Genomic DNA, 16,691 nt, shown 5'->3' with positions numbered 1-16,691 from the left:
ACCATGAACCATGCTTCTCCTGCACCCGAATTCGACACGCACGCGCTGGTGCTCCAACTGGCCGAACTGCTGCAGCACCACGGCTGGATGTTGGCGACGGCCGAGAGCTGCACCGGTGGGCTGATCGCGGGCGCCTGCACCGATCTGCCCGGGTCCAGCAACTGGTTTGAACGCGGCTTCGTCACCTACTCGAATGCCGCCAAGACCGAACTGCTGGGTGTCGACGCGGCGCTCATCTCGGCCGAGGGCGCTGTCAGCGAGCCGGTCGTGCGCGCCATGGCTGCGGGCGCGGTGGCGCGGTCGGTAGCGCAGGTCGCTGTGGCCGTGACGGGCGTGGCCGGCCCGACAGGCGGCAGCGCGGAGAAGCCGGTGGGCACCGTCTGGTTCGGCTGGGCGGTCGCGGGCCGCGTGCACACCGAGCGCCGGCGCTTCGACGGTGATCGGGCCCGCGTGCGTACAGCCACGGTGCACCACGCCCTCGCGACGCTGCTTGCGCTGTTGCGCAGCGCCTAGCTCGGCTACGATCCCCGCCCATGCCCAACGAAGCCACGATCCAGCGCCTTTACGAGGCCTTTGCCAGGCTCGACGGCGACTCCATGGCGTCCTGCTACGCGCCGGATGCGCGCCTCGACGACGAGGCCTTCTCGCTGAAGAGCGGCCGTGAAGTCGGCGCGATGTGGAAGATGCTGTGCGAGGCCACGCGCGCCAAGGGCGCCGATGTATGGAAACTCAAGTGGCGCGACGTCCAGGCCGATGGTGCCACCGGCCGTGCCCACTGGGATGCGCACTACCGATTCAGCAGCACCGGCCGCATCGTCGACAACGCGATCGACTCCGAGTTCGGCTTCACGCCCGGGGGCCTGATCGCAACCCAGCGCGACCGCTTCGACTTCTGGGCCTGGTCTCGCCAGGCACTCGGGCCGCCCGGACTTTTGCTGGGCTGGACGCCGATGCTGAAGAACAAGGTCCGCGCCGGCGCCGCCAAGAACCTCGCCGCCTACATGGCGCGCACACCATGACGATCACCATTACAAACCACCCCGAATCCCACCGCTACGAAGCCGCCATCGAAGGCCAGCTCGCGGGCTACTGCGAATACAACCTGCTCTCGAACGCGGTGATGTTCACCCACACCGAGGTGCTCCCCGCCTACGAGGGGCAGGGCGTGGGCTCGGCGCTCGCGCGGCATGTCCTCGACGAGGCGCGGGCGCAGGGCGTGGCCGTCATCCCGGCGTGTCAGTTCATCGCTGGCTATATCCGCAAGCACCGCGAGTATGTGGACCTGGTGCGGCCGGAAACGCAGCGCGCCTTCCACATCTAGCCAACCGCAGCGGCGACTAGGGCTTGCCGGCCACCGCGCCCGGCGGCGCCGGCAGCCATGCGAAGGCCGCGCAGCCCGCCACCAGCAGCGCGGAGATGGTCCCCAGCACGGCGCTGTAGGGTTCGATGCCCCGCGATTGCGCCAGCGAGGCTGCCAGGCCGGTGAGCCACTGCATCATCGCGACCCCCAGGAACATTGCCATGGTGAACACCGCCATCGCGCGGCCGGTGAGCGCAGCCGGGTAGGCGACCCTCACGTCGGCGTACTCCCACACGATGAAGCCCGAGAGCAGCCCGATCACGATGGCGCACGCGATATCGATCCAGGCCGCGTGGAAGATGCCGATTGCGGCGAACAGCGCGGCGTAGGCCGCGCAGCAGGCCACGATGCGCCGCCGGCGCACCGGCCCGTCGCGGTCCAGCCGGCCGAACAACGGCGGCCCGAACAGCGAGACGACCGACATGACCAGTGCCACGTTGCCGCTCTGCACCAGCGAGTAGCCGTGGCGCTCCACCAGCAGCGGCCCCAGCCACAGCCCGCGCAGCGAGATGAAGGCCGCATAGGACACGGAGCCCAGCAGCAGGATGCCCAGCGTGTGCGGCATCGCGAACAGCGCGCCGAAGCGGCGAAGCGCGGCAAGCAGCGATTCCTTCGGCTGCGCCTCGTCGCGCGCCGGCTCGCGCACCCACGACAGGATGCTGAGCCAGGCCAGCGCCGAAGCGGCCGTCAGGACTGCGAAGCCCATGCGCCACGAACGGGTCTCCACCAACCACGCGAGGGGCGTGCCGGTCAGCAGCATGCCTAATCCGCCGATGCCCAGGACCAGCCCCGAGACCGAGGCGAACCGTGCCGCGGGGAAGTGCCGTGCAATGAACACGGTGCACACCAGGAAGGCCGGCGCGCAGCCGACGCCGATCAGCACCTGCCCGGCGATCAGCAGCGGGAAGCTGGCCGCCATCGCGGACAACAGTCCTCCTGCGATCGCCAGTGGAAAGGCCACGAGCACCGTGCGCCGCACGCCGTGCAGGTCGATGCCAATGCCCATGAAGAGCTGCATGGCGCCGAAGGCAAAGTGGAAAGCCCCGGAAAACAGGCCCAGGTCCTGCGCCGACAGATTGAACTCGGCCTGCAAGGGCCCGGCCATGATCGCGCCCACCGTGCGGTAGGCCTGGCTGAGCGCGAAGGCCGTGCACAGTGTCAGCACCATGGCCCATGCGCTGCGGGCCGGCAGCGTCGGGCTCACCTCAGGCGCCATGGCACTTCTTGTATTTCCTTCCGCTTCCGCAGGGGCACGGGTCGTTGCGGCCCGGCGTGGCTTCCTTGCGCAGGGTCTCCACCCGCGGCCCCTGGCTGCGCCAGAGCCGGCGCAGGTCGTACACCGCCCAGATGGCGTCGCCGAAGTCGTCCACCCGCTGCTGGCTCACGCTGGGCGGACCCTCCTCGCTGTACATCGAGAGCGTGGGCTTGCCGCGGTCGTCCTCCGTCAGGGCGACGATGGCGTCCAGCGCCTCGTCCAGGATGGCAGCCGCCTCCTTGTCGCGCGGCGGCGTCCATTCCTCAGGCCAGTTCTCGACTGCGTACATGAAGCCCAGCGCCCAGACCTGCGCGAAGGAGGGAATGTCTTCCTCGGGAATTTCGCCACGCTCTTCCTCCGGCAACGCCGCGACGGCGCCGCGCGTGTCGAGCACCTCGGGCTGCCAGGCGCGCTCGTCGTCGAGCGACTGCACCTCGGCATCCAGGCCCTCTTCCATTTCAAGCCAGCGCCGCTTCCAGCGCCACACGAACTCCATCTGCCGGGCCGGCACGAAGCTCTCGCCGAGCAGCACCGGCCAGTACTCCGCGCCCTCGACCGGCCGGCGCATGCACACCAGGGCGGCCATGAAGCCCTCGCAGAACTCCCACTGCGGGATTTCCTCGTCGTGCTCGCGCATGGCGTCAAGCGCCTGGTCGAGCGCGTCGAAGTCTTCGGGACCGAGGGGCGGCTGATCGGGGGAGGGCGGGGGCGTCGTGGTCATGGCAGGTGCGGCAGCCCTCTATGATGCAGCAAGCTCCCGGAGACCCGTCATTTCACCAGCCCCGTCCTCGGCCCTCGGACCCGCACAGGCAGCCCTGGCCTCATGAACTCCGTGAAACGCGCTACGCGCGTACAAACGCGCAAGAGCCTGGCATCGGCGCCAGCGCCTCTGGAGACCCACCAGCCCCCACTCGAGCCGGGCGACTACGCGGAATTCCTGCGCGCCACGCTGCCGCACCAGCACAAGGCGGTGGCCAGCCACCGGCTCGGCAGCGAGCGCGTCTGGCTCAAGAAGGCAGGCCCTCCCCACGGCAAGCTGGGCTACCACGTGATGGCGATGGTGGCAGGGCTGCTGCGACTGGATGTGCTGACGCCGGTGCCCAATCCGGGCGGAGAAGCCGCCATCGCCACCGAGGCCCGCCGTCTGCGCGCCCTGGGCGCTGCCGGCCTGCGCGTGCCGGCGGTGCTGGCGCAGCAGCCCGATGGCCTGCTGATCTCCGATCTCGGCGAAAGCGGCCGGCCGCCGGTGGTGCTGCAGGAGCGACTCGACCACGCCGCGGCCGTCGGCCCGAGCGCCCTGCTGACGGTGTGGCGCGAGGGCCTGGACGCCATCGCCAACGTTCACTCGCACGGTACCTACCTGAGCCAGGCTTTCGACCGCAACCTCGTGCTGTGCCCCGATGGCGCGATCGGCTACATCGATTTCGAGGACGACCCCGGCGAGACCCTGCCGTTGGCCGAGTGCCAGGTGCGTGATTGGCTCAGCTACCTGCACTCCACCGCCATGCTGGTGCGCGCCGCCTCGTCGGGAGCCGCCGGCACCCATTGGCATGCGGCGCTTGCCGAGGCCAGCGACGAAGTGCGCGGGCGCCTGGCCCTGGCGGCGCGGCGCATGCGCTGGCTGCGGCACCTGCCGGCGGGGCGGCGATGGGGACGGGACACGCAGCGCTCGCGTGCGGTGGCGCGCCTGCTGTGGCGCTGGTATTGCGCCGACCCGCCGCCGGCGACGCGCTAGTCGCGAGGCTGGCGCGCCGGCTCAGGGCGCATTCACCCAATCTTGATGCGGGTCCGTCGCGGTCCGGCTCGGGTATGCGTTGCGGCGAGCGCATGGCGTCACTGCGTGGCGACCTCGACGCCAAGCGCCGCAAGCTGCTTGCGCATCTCGAGCAGCGCGCGGTCCTTGCTCAGCAACCGCGCGCGCTGCGCCACCGCGAGGTCGACGAAGATCTGGTCGTCGGGGTCGCTGCACAAACACAGCGCGCGGGGTGGCACCTCTTGCATCGGCTGCACGTGCCGATCGAAAGCAGCGAGTACGTGCTCGGCGTCGCGGCCTTTGCGCGCCAGGCGCTCGGCGACCAGCCGATAGCTGAGCACGCGCGCCAGCTCGTCGCGCATCGCAGGGGTGGCAATCCATTGCAGTTCCCCGGCTTGAAGCGCGGCGAGCAGCGCCGCGCAACTCGGATCGTCGAAGACCAGCAGGTCGAGGGCGATGTTGGTGTCGATGACGATGCGCATGGGCGGCGATGCTAGCGGCTGTTCACGATCGGGGAGATGCCGCAGGACATGTACCGAAAGGAGAGTCGCACGATTCGCGCGATATAAAACCAGTTTTGGTTTGCTCTCGCCTCGACTACAGTCCGCGACACCAAAAAAAGAGAGGTTCGCCGGTGAATAAAAAAATCGCTGCATTGCCAGCGCACGTATTGCCAGCGCACGTATTGATATCGCGCACATCGATGTTTTTCGATCGCCATGTATCTCGCGCTGGTTGCGGAGCTACGAGGCGTGCCGTTTTAGCAATGCGACGATGTTCTTGCCGATACGGTATTTCTTCAACTGGCAGCGGCTACGGCTCTCTGAAAATATCACTTGAACGTCGGTGAGTGCCTTGAAGCTTTTGCGAGAGAGTTCGACCGCTTGGATATGTCTTAAGAGAGAAGAAGGCTCACCAAGTCTCTCAAAGTTTCAGATACTGCTGCAAATCGGACAGCGCAGGTCAACAGTAATTTCGCCCGCACACGGGATGCTGGTTGCTTGATCCGGCCTCAGGACAGGTGCGACGCACTTTGCGGACGATTTCAAAGCAGTGCTCAATTACAACGGAGTTTGGCCATGAAGATCGAACCGTTCCTCGTCGGGGGCGGTATCGCGCCATGCCGCATCAACTCTTCTCCCCCCGCCCGCCGCCACTTAAAACCCCCGCAGATCCTCTACCGGCAGCGCCAGCTCGCCGCCGGTAATGCGCTCCAGCGTCCGCGTCATCAGCCCGATGTCGTTGTCGAACCCGCCATGCGTCGCCGCCTGCAGCAGCGGCTGTCCGTCGGCACCGAGCGCCACCTCGATGCGCGGCCCCTCGATGCGATGGGTGCGGGCCTCCAGCTTGGAGGCCTTGGCGGCTTGGCGCCACAGCGCCAGTGCCTCGCCGGTGTCGGAGGAGCCGTCCCAGCCCGAGTCGCCTTCGTCGTTGACGCGGTCCAGGCCGAGGATCGGCGTGTGCAGGTCGGCCTCCAACGCGTTGGAGACGAGGTACAGCAGCGACTTGCGGTAAATCGGCCCCACGGTGTCCCGACGCTCGATCTCGTCGGTGAGCACCTCCATGTGCAGGCGCTCCATCACGGCCGCGTCGCCGCCGTAGTGACGGTTCGCAAAGGAGACCGAGCAGGCCGGTGCATGAAGGTTGATCGAGGCCACGCGCCCGCTCAAGCCGCCATCGCGGCCGGCGCGCTTGCGAGCCGCCAGCGCAGCGAGCAGGTGGCCGATGGCGATCGATCCCGCCGAATGGCCGATCAGGTGCAGCTCGAATTGCTCGCCCCAGTTTGCGCAGAGGGCCTGCATCGCGTCCAGCAGCAGGTCGCCGCCGCGCCGCTCGGCAAAGGCCAGGCCGGCGTTTTCCTTCATCTCGCTCCACAGCGGGCGCGCCGCCGGGCGGCCGACGGTCTTCTCGATCAACAAATCGGTCTGCTCGCTGAACCATTCGCCGAAACCGGCGCGGGCCGGCTCGCGCCTGAAAGCGTCGGCGATCACGTCGGTCACCGATTCCAGAAAGCCCGTCTTCCAGACCAGGAACAGGGGGTAGCAGCCGTTGCCGGTGAAGTAGCGGCCCATGGCGCTGGCGCGCTTGATCGCCTCGTCCTCATCGTTGAGGCCGCCGTGCACGTAGAGCACCAGCCGCTTGCGCGCCGCCGCCTGCTTGCGGAACCAGTCGTCGGGCAGGACGCACGCCTGCTGCTGCAGCTTGCGCGGCGGCTCGTCCTCGGTGAGGTAGCGGCTCACGCGGCCGTCGTTGCCAAGCACCACGCTGTGCCTGTAGGCCATGCCGGTGTCCCACCACTTGCTGCGGTCGGCGCTGGTCAGGCCCGCGGCGCCGCTGCCGCCGGCGGCCAGTTGGCCGGCAATCACACCGGGCACGCCCAGCGAGACCACCCAGGCGTCCATGGCGTGGGCCAGCCAGTCGAGGTAGCCCAGTACCGCGAAGCCGCCCGCGCCCCAACCCTTGCCCCAGGAGTTCTGCACGATGAAGCCCTGCGCATTGAAGCCGATCAGTGCGAAGGCGTGGCCGCCCGTCTCGGAGCGGCGGCCGTCGAAGGCAATGAGCGGCAGATCGGCATGTCGCTTGGGCGCGGCCGCGGTCGGGACGGCGTCCCACCCGGCGTGAGTGAAGGCGGACACGAACACCGCGCGGTGCTGCGCGATGGCGGCCTGCACGTCGGTGATGGAGCCGGTGTCGATGCGGTAGTAGATGCCCACCGTGTTCTGCGCTGCCCGCGTCGCGAAGCCGTACTTGGCGGGGTTTGCCTTCTCGGGCAGGTACGGCCAGTCCGTTTCCAGGCAGACGCCGTGATTGAACCAACCCTTGAGCGCCCCGCGGCAGCTCGAGCCCTCGTAGTTCTCGCCTTCGTACTCGTCGTGCCGGCGCGCCAGGGTGTAGAGCATCCGCGGGCTCACGGATTCCATCTTCCGCGGCAGGCCCGACTTGACCCAGCGCAGGTAGTTGATGACGCAGCTGAGGCCGAAGCCGGTACAGGCGCCTTCGCGGCCCTGGTCCAGGATCAGGCCGGCTCGCGCGTAGGCCGGCAGGTACTGGCGCACCTCCTCGGCTGGCGGAAAGTCGTCGGGCAGGCTGATCGCGCTCGGCATAAACAGCCGGTCGCGCAGGTCGGCTGCGTCCCTGCGGGTGCGGGAGACCGTGGAGCGGCGCGAAGCCGCTGCCTCACCGCCGGAAGCGGCGGCTGCGCGACGGGCGGCGCCCACACCGACACGCGGTGCGGGCCACACCACAGCAGCGCGCTCGAACACGTCCTTGAAGCGGTCCAGGCCATGCGCGCCGCCGTTGACCAGCCGGCGCGCCTGCGCGAAGTCGCCGCTGCTGATCGCCTGGCGGGCCTTGCTCGCCTTGTCCGAGAGGTAGAGCGCGAGCAGCACCGCCGCGACCTCCGGGGCGTTGGCGCGGTCCGGCACGGCGTCGAGCGGAACGCCGATGCGCTGGCCGTAGCGGGTGTAGTTGTCCTTCCCGGTCAGCTGCACGAAGCCGCGGCCGCGGTAGCGCTCGCCGTCGCCGGGCCGGCTGTTGCCCAGCGCGGCGCGCGTGTCGTACAGGCTGAAGGGCGCGCCGCCCGGCGGCGTGTTGAACTTGGACTGCCCCTCCGCGATAGGCACGAAGCCCTCGGTTTCGGCGCGGATCGTGCCCAGGGCGCACAGGATCATCGCGCGGTCCGTCAGCTCCGCCACGCCGAGCGCGGCCTCGATGTAGGGCAGGTAGCGCGCGATGTTGGCCGGCTTGGTGGCGGGAAACAGCCGGCTCACGTGGCCGACGTTGAGCGTGAGCTCGAACTTGCTGGTGTCGATCGCGAGCAGGTCCAGCAGCAGCTGGCAGCGTGGGCCGACCACACCGTCGCCGATCAGGCCGACGCCGGCCTGCCAGCGGCGGATCGCGGCATCGAAGTCTTCGTCGATCGGCGTGCCGGAGGCTTGTAGCGAGGGGAACAGCTTCGCGTCCTCGCCAAGGGCCTTGGCGAGCGCAGAGCGCAGCCGATCGACGTCTTCTCCGGCGCTTCCCTTGCTCATCAGGATGTGCATCGCAGCTCCTCGGGCGGCGATGGGTGTCCGCCGCGCGACGCATGGTGCTGCGTGCACCGGCGGGTGTCCATCCCTCGAACCGGCTAGACCGTCGGCCGCGACATTCGTGCCGATGCCCCCGCTCGCGCGCCGTGCATTGCATCCCGGATGTCGCGCGCAGCGTCTACGATGGGCGCTGGCGCGGCCCTTGCATGGGCTGCGGTGATCCAACCCTCTTCGGGAGCTGCGACCCCATGAAACCCGTCTCCGAACTGCTCAAGCGCCGCAACTCGGCCGTCTGGCGCATCGAACCGGGCGCCACCATGTTCGACGCGCTGGAGGCACTGGCCCGGCACGAGGTCGGCGCGCTGATGGTCATGACGCACGACAAGCTGGTCGGCGTGATCTCCGAGCGCGACTACACGCGCAAGGTCGCGCTGCAGGGGCGCAATTCAAAGGAGGTGCTGGTGGCCGAGCTGATGACGCCCGATGTGCTGACGGTGACGCCTTCCACCCGCACGCGCGAGTGCATGGCACTGATGAGCCAGAAGCGCATCCGCCACCTGCCGGTGGTGGACGGTGACCGGGTGGCCGGCATGATCTCCATCCGCGACCTGATGGACGACATCATTGCGGACCACGAAGAGACCATCGAGCAGCTGCGCAACTACATCCAGAGCTGAGGCCGTGGCATGCTGCGCTGCGACGGCGTCGAGGTCGGCGCAAGCGAAGTACTCACAACATGCCTCATCCCGATGACTGCGCGGCCAGCGAACTGGTCTGGCCCGCGCGCAAATATCTTTCCAGCTATGTTGCGGCGCTCGAGCGCGGCTGGTCGCCCAACAACCTGGTGCCCGCAGCGGGATTCGAGGAGCTGGCGCGGATCAGGGCCGACCCCGCGCGCTTTCTCGCAGGGATGGTCGACCGCGAAGCCACCGGGCTGCCGGTCGCGCTGCCGGACGGTACCGTCGTGCCCCGATTGCCCGGCTATCGGCGCTGGATCTGGGACGGCGAGTTCTGCGGCAGCATTTCCTTGCGCTGGCAGCGCGGCAGCAACGCCTTGCCTGCGTACTGCCTGGGCCACATCGGGTACGCCGTGGTGCCATGGAAGAGTGGCCGGGGCCACGCCACTCGAGCGCTCGGGTCGATACTGCGCGACGCCCGCGCCGAAGGGTTGGGCTATGTCGAGATCACCACCAGTCCCGAGAACCTGGCATCGCAGCGGGTGATCTGCACCAACGGCGGCGTCCTCGTCGAGAAGTTCATCAAGATGCCTGAGCTGGGCGGCACGCCCGAGTGGCGATACCGTATCGATCTCTGAGGCCGTTGCTCCGTTCACTGCGCCCTCGGCACCTTCAGCGCTGCGCGCGCGCGGGTTGCTGCGCAAGCAGGAAGTTGCGGATGCGCCGGCAGGGCCACAGGCCGGTCCGGTCCAGCGACTGGGCTTGGTCCAGCGGGCTTTCCTTTTCGGCCGGGCCAGGCGATGAAGTCACCCGATCACTCGTGTGAGCGGGCGGATTGGCGTTCGTCCGTGGGCACATGACAAGGCTCCTTCGCAGTGAAGAGCCCGCGGGAAGACGATCCAGGCAACTGCGGCCATGCAGTGCGCGGCTGCGCACCAACGGCTGCATGCATCAGCGAGGCGAGGCGGACCTGGGAAAGAAGAAGCGCCTGCGGGTAACAGGCTTTGCGCTGCGGCGGATTCGGCGTGCAGCGCATGGGAGCTGCGCTACTGGGGTGCCGAAGATGCCGCAAACGACGGGGTTCGCGTCACATCGCTGATTCGACTGGCACTGTCCACGCACGAGGCTCCGAAATGAAGATGCGAGATTGTTGCAAGGCAACATGGCAGGGTCAACCGGGGGGCGCGTTCTCCTTGCGCTCTGTGTGCTTTATGCAACCGTCCTGCTGCGCGCGGAGCCCGCGACCATGTCGAAGCGGAACAGCCGGCACTCGATCGGCCCGTTCCACATCGGCACCCGGCGCGACTCCTTGAGCCGCATGCGCTTGGGCAACTGCAGGTCGGGCGTGAGCACCCAGGCGGTCCAGCCGGCGTAGTGTTTCTTCCAGTGACTGGCGAGCTGCACGAAGAACTCGCCGCCGTCCTCGGTCTGGGCCTCTTCACGGCTTCCGCGGTTGCCGCGGCCCTCGCGCGCCACGCCGGCGACCTCGATGCGCTCGCCATAGGGCGGGTTGAGCACGATCACGCCGGACTCGGCCGGCGGCATGCGCTGCAGTGCGTCGCCGCCGCGCAGCTGCACGGCACCGGCCACGCCCGCGCGCTCGGCATTGCGTTCGGCGAAGTCGACCATGCGGTGCGACACGTCGGAGCCGAAGATGGGCAGCGGCAGCGCCTCCTTCACCGCGGCCTGTGCCTCGGCCTTGAGACCCTGCCACACATGCGCCTGGAAGGGCAGCAGCTTCTCGAAGCCGAAGCGCCGCTGGGCCCCTGGCGCAATGCCCAACGCCAGCTGCGCGGCCTCGATGGCGATGGTGCCGCTGCCGCAGCACGGGTCGTACAGCGGTACCTGCGAGACCTCGCCGCGCTCGGGGTTCCACCAGCCGCTGGCGGCCAGCATGGCCGCAGCCAGCGTCTCCTTCAGCGGCGCGTCGCCCTTGTCCTGGCGCCAGCCGCGCTTGAAGAGCGGCTCGCCGGAACTATCGATGTAAAGCGTGCAGTGCTCCGCGTCCAGGTGCGCGAAGACGCGCGCGTCGGGCCACTGGGTCTCGATGCTGGGGCGCACGCCGTTGGCCTTGGCGCGGAAGCGGTCGGCGATGGCGTCCTTGATGCGCAAGGTCGCGAAGTTGAGGCTCTTGAGCGGACTGTGCTGGGCCGTGGTCTCGATCTTGAAAGTGTTCTTCGGCGTGAACCAGAGCTCCCAGGCCACGCCGCCTGCGATGTCGTAGAGATCGTGCTCGTCCCGATAGGGCGCGTGGGCCAGCTCGATCAGCACGCGTTGGGCGAGGCGGCAGTGCAGGTTGAGCTTCAGGGCTTCGCGCCAGTCGGCGCGCACGCGCACGCCGCCGCGCAGGACCAGGAGCTCATCGCCGGCGCGGCCGGTCAGCGCGTGCACCTCCTGGGCCAGGAAGTCCTCCACGCCGGCGGCGCAGGGCAGGAAAAGGGAAAGGTCGTTCATGTCGGGGGAATCGCCGGCCAGTATCCCATGCGTCCCGTACCGCGTTTGCGCTATGGCCGGGCGCGGGCGCGGTGGGAAAATCCCCCGGTCGCATTGCCGCATCGCAACAGGGGCTGCCATGACCACCAGCGTGCTGATCGTCGAAGACACACCCGAGTTCATGCGCCGCTTCTCGGAGGCGGTGCTCGCCGACCCGGGCCTCGCCCTCGCCGGCGTGGTGGGCACCGGGCGCGCGGCGATCGCGATGCTGGATGCCCAGCCGCCCGACGTGATGCTGGTCGACCTGGGGCTGCCCGACATCGACGGCGTGGAAGTGATCCGCCACGCGGCGCGCCGGCATCCGCAGTGCGACGTGCTGGTGGTCACCATGTTCGGCGACGACCAGCACGTGGTGGCCTCGATCGAGGCCGGCGCCACCGGCTACCTGTTGAAGGATGCGGGCGCCGGGCACATCGCGGCCAGCATCCACGAGCTGCGCGCCGGCGGCTCGCCCATCAGCCCGAGCATCGCACGGCGCGTCCTGGCGCGCTTTCGCATCAGTGCTGCGCCGACGCCGCCCGCGCAGCCAGCGCCCAGGGAGGCGCCGCCTTCGCCGCTCACGGAGCGCGAGACCGAGATCCTGCGGCTGGCTGCCAAGGGCCTGAGCTTCGAGACCATCGGCGAGCTGACCGGGATCTCGCCGCACACGGTGGTGGCCCATGTGAAGAAGATCTACCGCAAGCTGGCCGTGCATTCGCGCGGCGAGGCGGTGTACGAAGCGAGCCAGATGGGGCTTCTGTGATGCGCGGCACGCGCCATCCCTGCGCGCGGGCGGCGGGGTTGGCGCTGCTGCTGCTGGTCCTGGTCGGCATCGCGGGCGGCTCTGCGGCGGCGCTCCAGTCGCCGCGCAACGTCGCCGTGCTCTCGGCCCCTGCGGTGGAGCGGACGCCGCCGCCGCCAGGCGCCGCCTGGCAGCCGGTGACCTTGCCCGATGACGCCGGCTATTCGCGCCCGGCGCTGGCGCGCGCGCCCGCCTGGTACCGCCTCGGCTTCGACTACCCGGACGACCCCGCGCGCCAGGTTCAATGGGCCGTCTACGTGCCGTACTTCTACGACGGCGGCGAGATCTGGCTCAACGGCAGCCTCATCGGCAGCGTGGCGGAGCGCAGCGAAACGGTCCATGCGCGCACCTACCGGCCGCAGGCGGCGCTGCTGCCCGCGTCGTTGCTGCGCCCTGGCTACAACGAGCTCGCCATCCGCGCCACGCCTTCCAGGGACTATCCGCTGCGGTTCCCGCAAATCAGCATCGGGCCGCAGGACGAAATCCAGCCGCTGCACAACCGGCGCCTCTTCTGGGTTCGCACGGTGCCCGAGCTCACCGTGCTGGTCTCGCTGCTGGTGGCCGGCTTCGTCGCCTTCATCTGGTGGCGTCGCCCGGAAGAGTCGCTCTACGGGCTGTTCGGGTTGGCCGCGGTACTTTGGGCCGTGCGAACCATGACGTTCCTGATCGACACCTTGCCGATTGCTGCGTGGCAGTGGTGGCGCGTCCTCTACCAATGCGCCACGGGTGGGTTCGTGATCGTCATGGCGGTGTTCACGCTTCACTACGCGGGCATGCGCAGAGTGTGGCTGGACCGGGCGCTGGTCGGCTACGGGCTGGTGGGGCCGCTTTGGTTTGCGCTGGGCGGTTTCGCGGCGGAGCAGGCCATCGCGCGTTGGTGGCAGGGCGGCATGGTGGGCGTGGGACTCTTGATCATCGCAGTCGCCTTCGTGTATGCGCGGCGACGCGGTACGCTGACCGCCGCCGCGCTCTCAGCCGTGATGGCCTTCGCAGTGCTGGTGGGGATCCACGACTACCTGCTGACCTGGGACCCGGGCCTGCTCGGGCGCTTTTTTCCGGAATGGACCGGCCACCGCATCCACCTGCTTCACTACGGCTCCAACACCCTGCTGCTGGCCATGGGGGCGCTGCTGACGGCGCGTTTCCTGCGCACTCTTCATTCGCTGGAGGAACTCAACCGCACACTGGAGACGCGGGTGGCCGATCGCGAGCGCGCCCTGGCCGACAACTACGCGCGCCTGGCCGCGCTGGAGCGCGAGCATGCCGCCGCCGAGGAGCGCCAACTGATCATGCGGGACCTGCACGACGGCCTGGGCTCGCAGCTCTTCACCTCGCTGTCGCGAGTCGAACGCGGCGACATGGACGAGGGCGAGATCGCTGGCGCGCTGCGCGCCTGCATCGCCGACATGCGGCTGGCGCTGGACGCCTTGGCCTCCGGCGAGCACGACCTGGGGGCGGCCCTGGGCGACTTCCGGTTCCGCTGGGAGCCGCAGCTGCTCGCGGCCGGCGTGCGCTCCGGCTGGGACGTCGACCTGCCCGACGGCAGCGCGACGGTCTCGCCGCACGCCGCGCTGCAACTGCTGCGCGTGGCCCAGGAGGCGCTGACCAACGTGCTCAAGCACGCGCGCGCCACGTGGGTGCAGGTGCGGCTGCGGTGCGCGGGCGAGATGCTGGAGATGGAGATCGAAGACAACGGCTGCGGGCTGGATGCCGAGCCTGGCCGGCAGGGCGGCCGTGGGCTGCTCAACATGCGCTCGCGCGCCGAGCGGCTGGGCGGCACGCTCGCGCTTCGCCCGGCGGGCACGGGCGGCTGCTGCGTCGTGCTGCGCCTCCCGATGGCGGCTTCCATGGCAGCGGCAGCCTGAGCCGACTCCCGCGAATGCGGGATGCCCGCCGCGAATGCGGAATTTTCGGCGGCGCCCTTCTTTTCTAGAGTCCATCCATGCGCACGTCGCGCATTTCGATGAGGCAAGGAAGGAACCGCCATGCAACCGCATCCGCACACGGTCTTCGTCAATCGGCCTGCCCGCCTGCGGCGCCGCATGCCGCAACTGCTGTTTTCCGCGACGCTGGCCGTTGCGCTGCTTGCGGCAATGATCCTGCTTGGCCGTTGGGAGGTGAGGGCAAGCCAAGCTTCCGCCTCCGCGGTTGCCGCGCCGATGGAAACGGACGTCAGGGCCTTCGCGGTCCCGGCTGCAAGCGAGGTGCTGCACAACGCCGAACCGGTGCCGGACGAAGCGGTTGCCACCTTCTGAGCGTCTGCCATCGAGGGAAGATTGCCATGAAGACACTGGAAAACACAAAGCGGCAAGACGCGCCCTGGGCGGTCGTGCCCTTCATGCTGCTGCTGGTGCTGGGACCTGGGCTGCTGCTGATCGCGCGCTGGAGCCTCGGCTAGCTCGACTCCCTCCCGCCGGCGGGGCTGGCGTGCAGCGGTGGCCTTATGCTCCGCCCATGCACGTCGAGCCGCTGAATCCGGAGCCCGCAGCCACCCACCGCGTTGCCGCAAGGCGCTACGGGGCGGTCGCCATGGCGCTGCACTGGCTGCTCGCGCTGATGATCGTCACCTCTTTCAGCGTCGGCCTTTACATGAGCGGGCTGCCCTTCTCGCCGCTGCGGCTCAAGCTCTTCAACTGGCACAAGTGGGCCGGCATCACCATCCTGGGACTGATGGCGCTGCGGCTGCTGTGGCGGCTGTCGCATCAGCCGCCGCCATTGCCGACCTGCATCACGAGTGCGATGCCGGGCTGGCAATTGGTGGCGCACCGCGGCACGCACCTGCTGCTCTACCTGCTGCTCTTCGCGGTGCCGCTGTCTGGCTGGGCCTACAGCTCGGCGCTCGGCTTTCCCGTCGTCTGGCTGGGCCTGGTGCCGCTGCCGGACCTCGTGGCGGTGGACAAGGCGTTCGCCGAGGCCGTGCTGAAACCGCTGCACCACGGCTGCGCCTTCGCGTTGGGGGCCGTGGTGCTGCTGCATGCGATGGCGGCACTCAAGCACCACTTCATCGACCACGACGGCTTGATGGATCGCATGTGGCCGTTTTCGCACCAGGGACACGCAAGATGAGCCTTCTCGACCCCGCGTGGCGCGCCCTGTGCGTGGCCGCGCTGACATTCGCTTCGGCCACGACGATGGCTGGCGCCGAGCCCGTGGCGCAGCTCGTACCGGCCTCCAGCCGGATCGGTTTCGTCAGCAAGCAGATGGGCGTGCCGGTCGAGGGCCAGTTCCAGAAGTTCGATGCCCAGATCGCCTTCGATCCGAAGCAGCCCGAGGGCGGCACCGTGGCGCTGCAGATCGACATGGCGAGCGCCACGCTCGGCGTGCCGCAGAGCGATGCCGAACTGCCCAAGGCGCCCTGGTTCGACACCGCGCGCTTCCCTAAAGCCAGCTTCCAGTCCAGCGCGATCAAGAGCCTCGGTGGCGGCCGCTTCGAGATCGCCGGACGCTTGACGATCAAGGGCCATACCCAGGAACTCACGGTGCCCGTGACGATCACCCAATCCGCGGACCGCTCGACCGCCGCCGGAAGCTTTGCAATCCAGCGCCTCGCCTTCAAGGTCGGCGAAGGCGAATGGGCCGACACCGCGATGATCGGCGACGAAGTGCAGGTGCGCTTCAAGCTGGTCCTCACAGGCCTGCGTCCCCTCTGACTCCTCGCCATGCACGCAATCACCGCCATGCCCAAGCCCGCCATGAAGCTGACCAAGTCCCTTTGCGCCGCCGCGCTGCTGGCCGGCGTTGCCCTCGCCGCTGCGCAGACTGCGCCGGAAATGGCCGCGCAGCCGGCCGGTGGACCGGTCAAGGGCGCGAGCTATGTGGTCGACCCCACGCACACTTTCGTGATGTACGAGATGGGCCACTACGGCACCACCACCAACCGCGGCCGCTTCAGTACCAAGGACGGCACGATCAGGATCGACGCCACGGGCAAGGGCGGCAAGATCGACATCACGATGGACATCGGCTCCATCAACACCGGCGTCGATCTGCTCAATCGGCATGTACTGAGCAAGGATTTCTTCAATGTCGCCGAGTTCCCGGTCGCCCGCTTCGTGGCCGACAGGATCGACTTCAGCGGCGACAAGGTGGCCGAGGTGGACGGCTCGCTCACCATGATGGGCCAGACCCGGCCGGTCAAGCTCAAGGCCAACCGCTTCGGTTGCTACCTGAGCCCGCTCATCAAGCGCCAGGTCTGCGGCGGCGACTTCGAGACGACGGTGGAGCGCAGCAACTGGGGCATCACCTGGGGCATTCCGTTCGGATTCGAGGACAAGGTGCGGCTGCTGGTGCAGGTGGAGGCGGTGAACATCACCGGCGGGCCGGGCTGAGCGCGAGTTCCGGCCG

At 68.7% G+C, this 16,691-nt stretch carries 18 protein-coding genes; 12 read left to right on the top strand and 6 right to left on the bottom strand.

Features of this window, described 5'->3' with window-relative positions; all coding sequences use genetic code 11:
- Positions 1–3 precede the first annotated feature (3 nt).
- From E5CHR_RS28070 to E5CHR_RS28060, 3 genes are read left to right on the top strand one after another with little or no spacing between them, the layout of a single operon-like run.
- Positions 4–513: a CinA family protein gene (locus E5CHR_RS28070; RefSeq protein WP_443083102.1), complete on the top strand. Its 510-nt coding sequence runs from the start codon at positions 4–6 to the stop codon at positions 511–513.
- A gap of 20 nt (positions 514–533) precedes the next feature.
- A complete protein-coding gene (locus E5CHR_RS28065) occupies positions 534–1,019 on the top strand; it encodes a nuclear transport factor 2 family protein (RefSeq protein ID WP_162583057.1) in 486 nt (161 codons plus the stop codon).
- Positions 1,016–1,321 (top strand): GNAT family N-acetyltransferase, encoded by a 306-nt coding sequence (locus tag E5CHR_RS28060; RefSeq protein WP_162583056.1) that lies wholly within the window; start codon positions 1,016–1,018, stop codon positions 1,319–1,321. Before E5CHR_RS28065 ends, E5CHR_RS28060 begins: the two co-directional genes overlap by 4 nt.
- Positions 1,322–1,337: 16 nt before the next feature.
- Here E5CHR_RS28060 and E5CHR_RS28055 read toward each other — a convergent pair whose 3' ends face one another.
- Positions 1,338–2,576: an MFS transporter gene (locus E5CHR_RS28055; RefSeq protein ID WP_232062222.1), complete on the bottom strand. Its 1,239-nt coding sequence runs from the start codon at positions 2,574–2,576 to the stop codon at positions 1,338–1,340.
- Positions 2,566–3,336 carry a YecA/YgfB family protein gene (locus E5CHR_RS28050; protein ID WP_162583055.1) on the bottom strand — a complete coding sequence of 257 codons (771 nt, stop codon included), beginning with the start codon at positions 3,334–3,336 and terminating at the stop codon, positions 2,566–2,568. The genes E5CHR_RS28055 and E5CHR_RS28050 overlap by 11 nt, the downstream gene beginning before the upstream one ends.
- Before the next feature lie 102 nt (positions 3,337–3,438).
- On the opposite strand from E5CHR_RS28050, the gene E5CHR_RS28045 reads away from it, so the two are divergent.
- Complete coding sequence (locus E5CHR_RS28045; RefSeq protein WP_162583054.1) at positions 3,439–4,350, top strand: hypothetical protein; 912 nt, start codon at positions 3,439–3,441, stop codon at positions 4,348–4,350.
- Positions 4,351–4,448: 98 nt separating this feature from the next.
- Here E5CHR_RS28045 and E5CHR_RS28040 read toward each other — a convergent pair whose 3' ends face one another.
- Positions 4,449–4,850 (bottom strand): putative toxin-antitoxin system toxin component, PIN family, encoded by a 402-nt coding sequence (locus E5CHR_RS28040; protein ID WP_162583053.1) that lies wholly within the window; start codon positions 4,848–4,850, stop codon positions 4,449–4,451.
- 675 nt (positions 4,851–5,525) lie between these two features.
- Positions 5,526–8,411, bottom strand: coding sequence for a C1 family peptidase (locus E5CHR_RS28035; RefSeq protein WP_162583052.1), 2,886 nt, complete (start codon positions 8,409–8,411; stop codon positions 5,526–5,528).
- 233 nt (positions 8,412–8,644) lie between these two features.
- On the opposite strand from E5CHR_RS28035, the gene E5CHR_RS28030 reads away from it, so the two are divergent.
- Positions 8,645–9,073 (top strand): CBS domain-containing protein, encoded by a 429-nt coding sequence (locus tag E5CHR_RS28030; protein WP_162583051.1) that lies wholly within the window; start codon positions 8,645–8,647, stop codon positions 9,071–9,073.
- Positions 9,074–9,132: 59 nt separating this feature from the next.
- A complete protein-coding gene (locus E5CHR_RS28025) occupies positions 9,133–9,711 on the top strand; it encodes a GNAT family N-acetyltransferase (RefSeq protein ID WP_162583050.1) in 579 nt (192 codons plus the stop codon).
- A gap of 34 nt (positions 9,712–9,745) precedes the next feature.
- Here E5CHR_RS28025 and E5CHR_RS28020 read toward each other — a convergent pair whose 3' ends face one another.
- Positions 9,746–9,883 (bottom strand): hypothetical protein, encoded by a 138-nt coding sequence (locus tag E5CHR_RS28020; protein WP_162583049.1) that lies wholly within the window; start codon positions 9,881–9,883, stop codon positions 9,746–9,748.
- Between the two features lie 399 nt (positions 9,884–10,282).
- On the bottom strand, positions 10,283–11,527 hold the full coding sequence (locus E5CHR_RS28015) for a THUMP domain-containing class I SAM-dependent RNA methyltransferase (RefSeq protein ID WP_162583048.1): 1,245 nt from the start codon (positions 11,525–11,527) through the stop codon (positions 10,283–10,285).
- 118 nt (positions 11,528–11,645) lie between these two features.
- Here E5CHR_RS28015 and E5CHR_RS28010 point away from each other — a divergent pair, with 118 nt between their 5' ends.
- The 6 genes from E5CHR_RS28010 (at position 11,646) to E5CHR_RS27985 (ending at position 16,675) form a co-directional block, all read left to right on the top strand.
- Positions 11,646–12,308: a response regulator gene (locus E5CHR_RS28010; RefSeq protein ID WP_162583047.1), complete on the top strand. Its 663-nt coding sequence runs from the start codon at positions 11,646–11,648 to the stop codon at positions 12,306–12,308.
- Complete coding sequence (locus tag E5CHR_RS28005; RefSeq protein ID WP_162583046.1) at positions 12,308–14,212, top strand: sensor histidine kinase; 1,905 nt, start codon at positions 12,308–12,310, stop codon at positions 14,210–14,212. The genes E5CHR_RS28010 and E5CHR_RS28005 overlap by 1 nt, the downstream gene beginning before the upstream one ends.
- Positions 14,213–14,332: 120 nt before the next feature.
- The gene (locus tag E5CHR_RS28000; RefSeq protein WP_162583045.1) at positions 14,333–14,602 is read left to right on the top strand and encodes a hypothetical protein; all 270 of its coding nucleotides are present in this window, start codon (positions 14,333–14,335) and stop codon (positions 14,600–14,602) included.
- A gap of 199 nt (positions 14,603–14,801) precedes the next feature.
- The gene (locus E5CHR_RS27995) at positions 14,802–15,413 is read left to right on the top strand and encodes a cytochrome b (protein WP_162583044.1); all 612 of its coding nucleotides are present in this window, start codon (positions 14,802–14,804) and stop codon (positions 15,411–15,413) included.
- Positions 15,410–15,997, top strand: coding sequence for a YceI family protein (locus tag E5CHR_RS27990; RefSeq protein WP_162583043.1), 588 nt, complete (start codon positions 15,410–15,412; stop codon positions 15,995–15,997). Before E5CHR_RS27995 ends, E5CHR_RS27990 begins: the two co-directional genes overlap by 4 nt.
- 9 nt (positions 15,998–16,006) lie before the next feature.
- Positions 16,007–16,675 (top strand): YceI family protein, encoded by a 669-nt coding sequence (locus E5CHR_RS27985; protein ID WP_232062221.1) that lies wholly within the window; start codon positions 16,007–16,009, stop codon positions 16,673–16,675.
- Positions 16,676–16,691: the final 16 nt, after the last annotated feature.

This window comes from Variovorax sp. PBS-H4 (assembly GCF_901827205.1).
Lineage (GTDB): Bacteria > Pseudomonadota > Gammaproteobacteria > Burkholderiales > Burkholderiaceae_C > Variovorax.
This window is presented reverse-complemented; position numbering and strand designations above follow the sequence as displayed.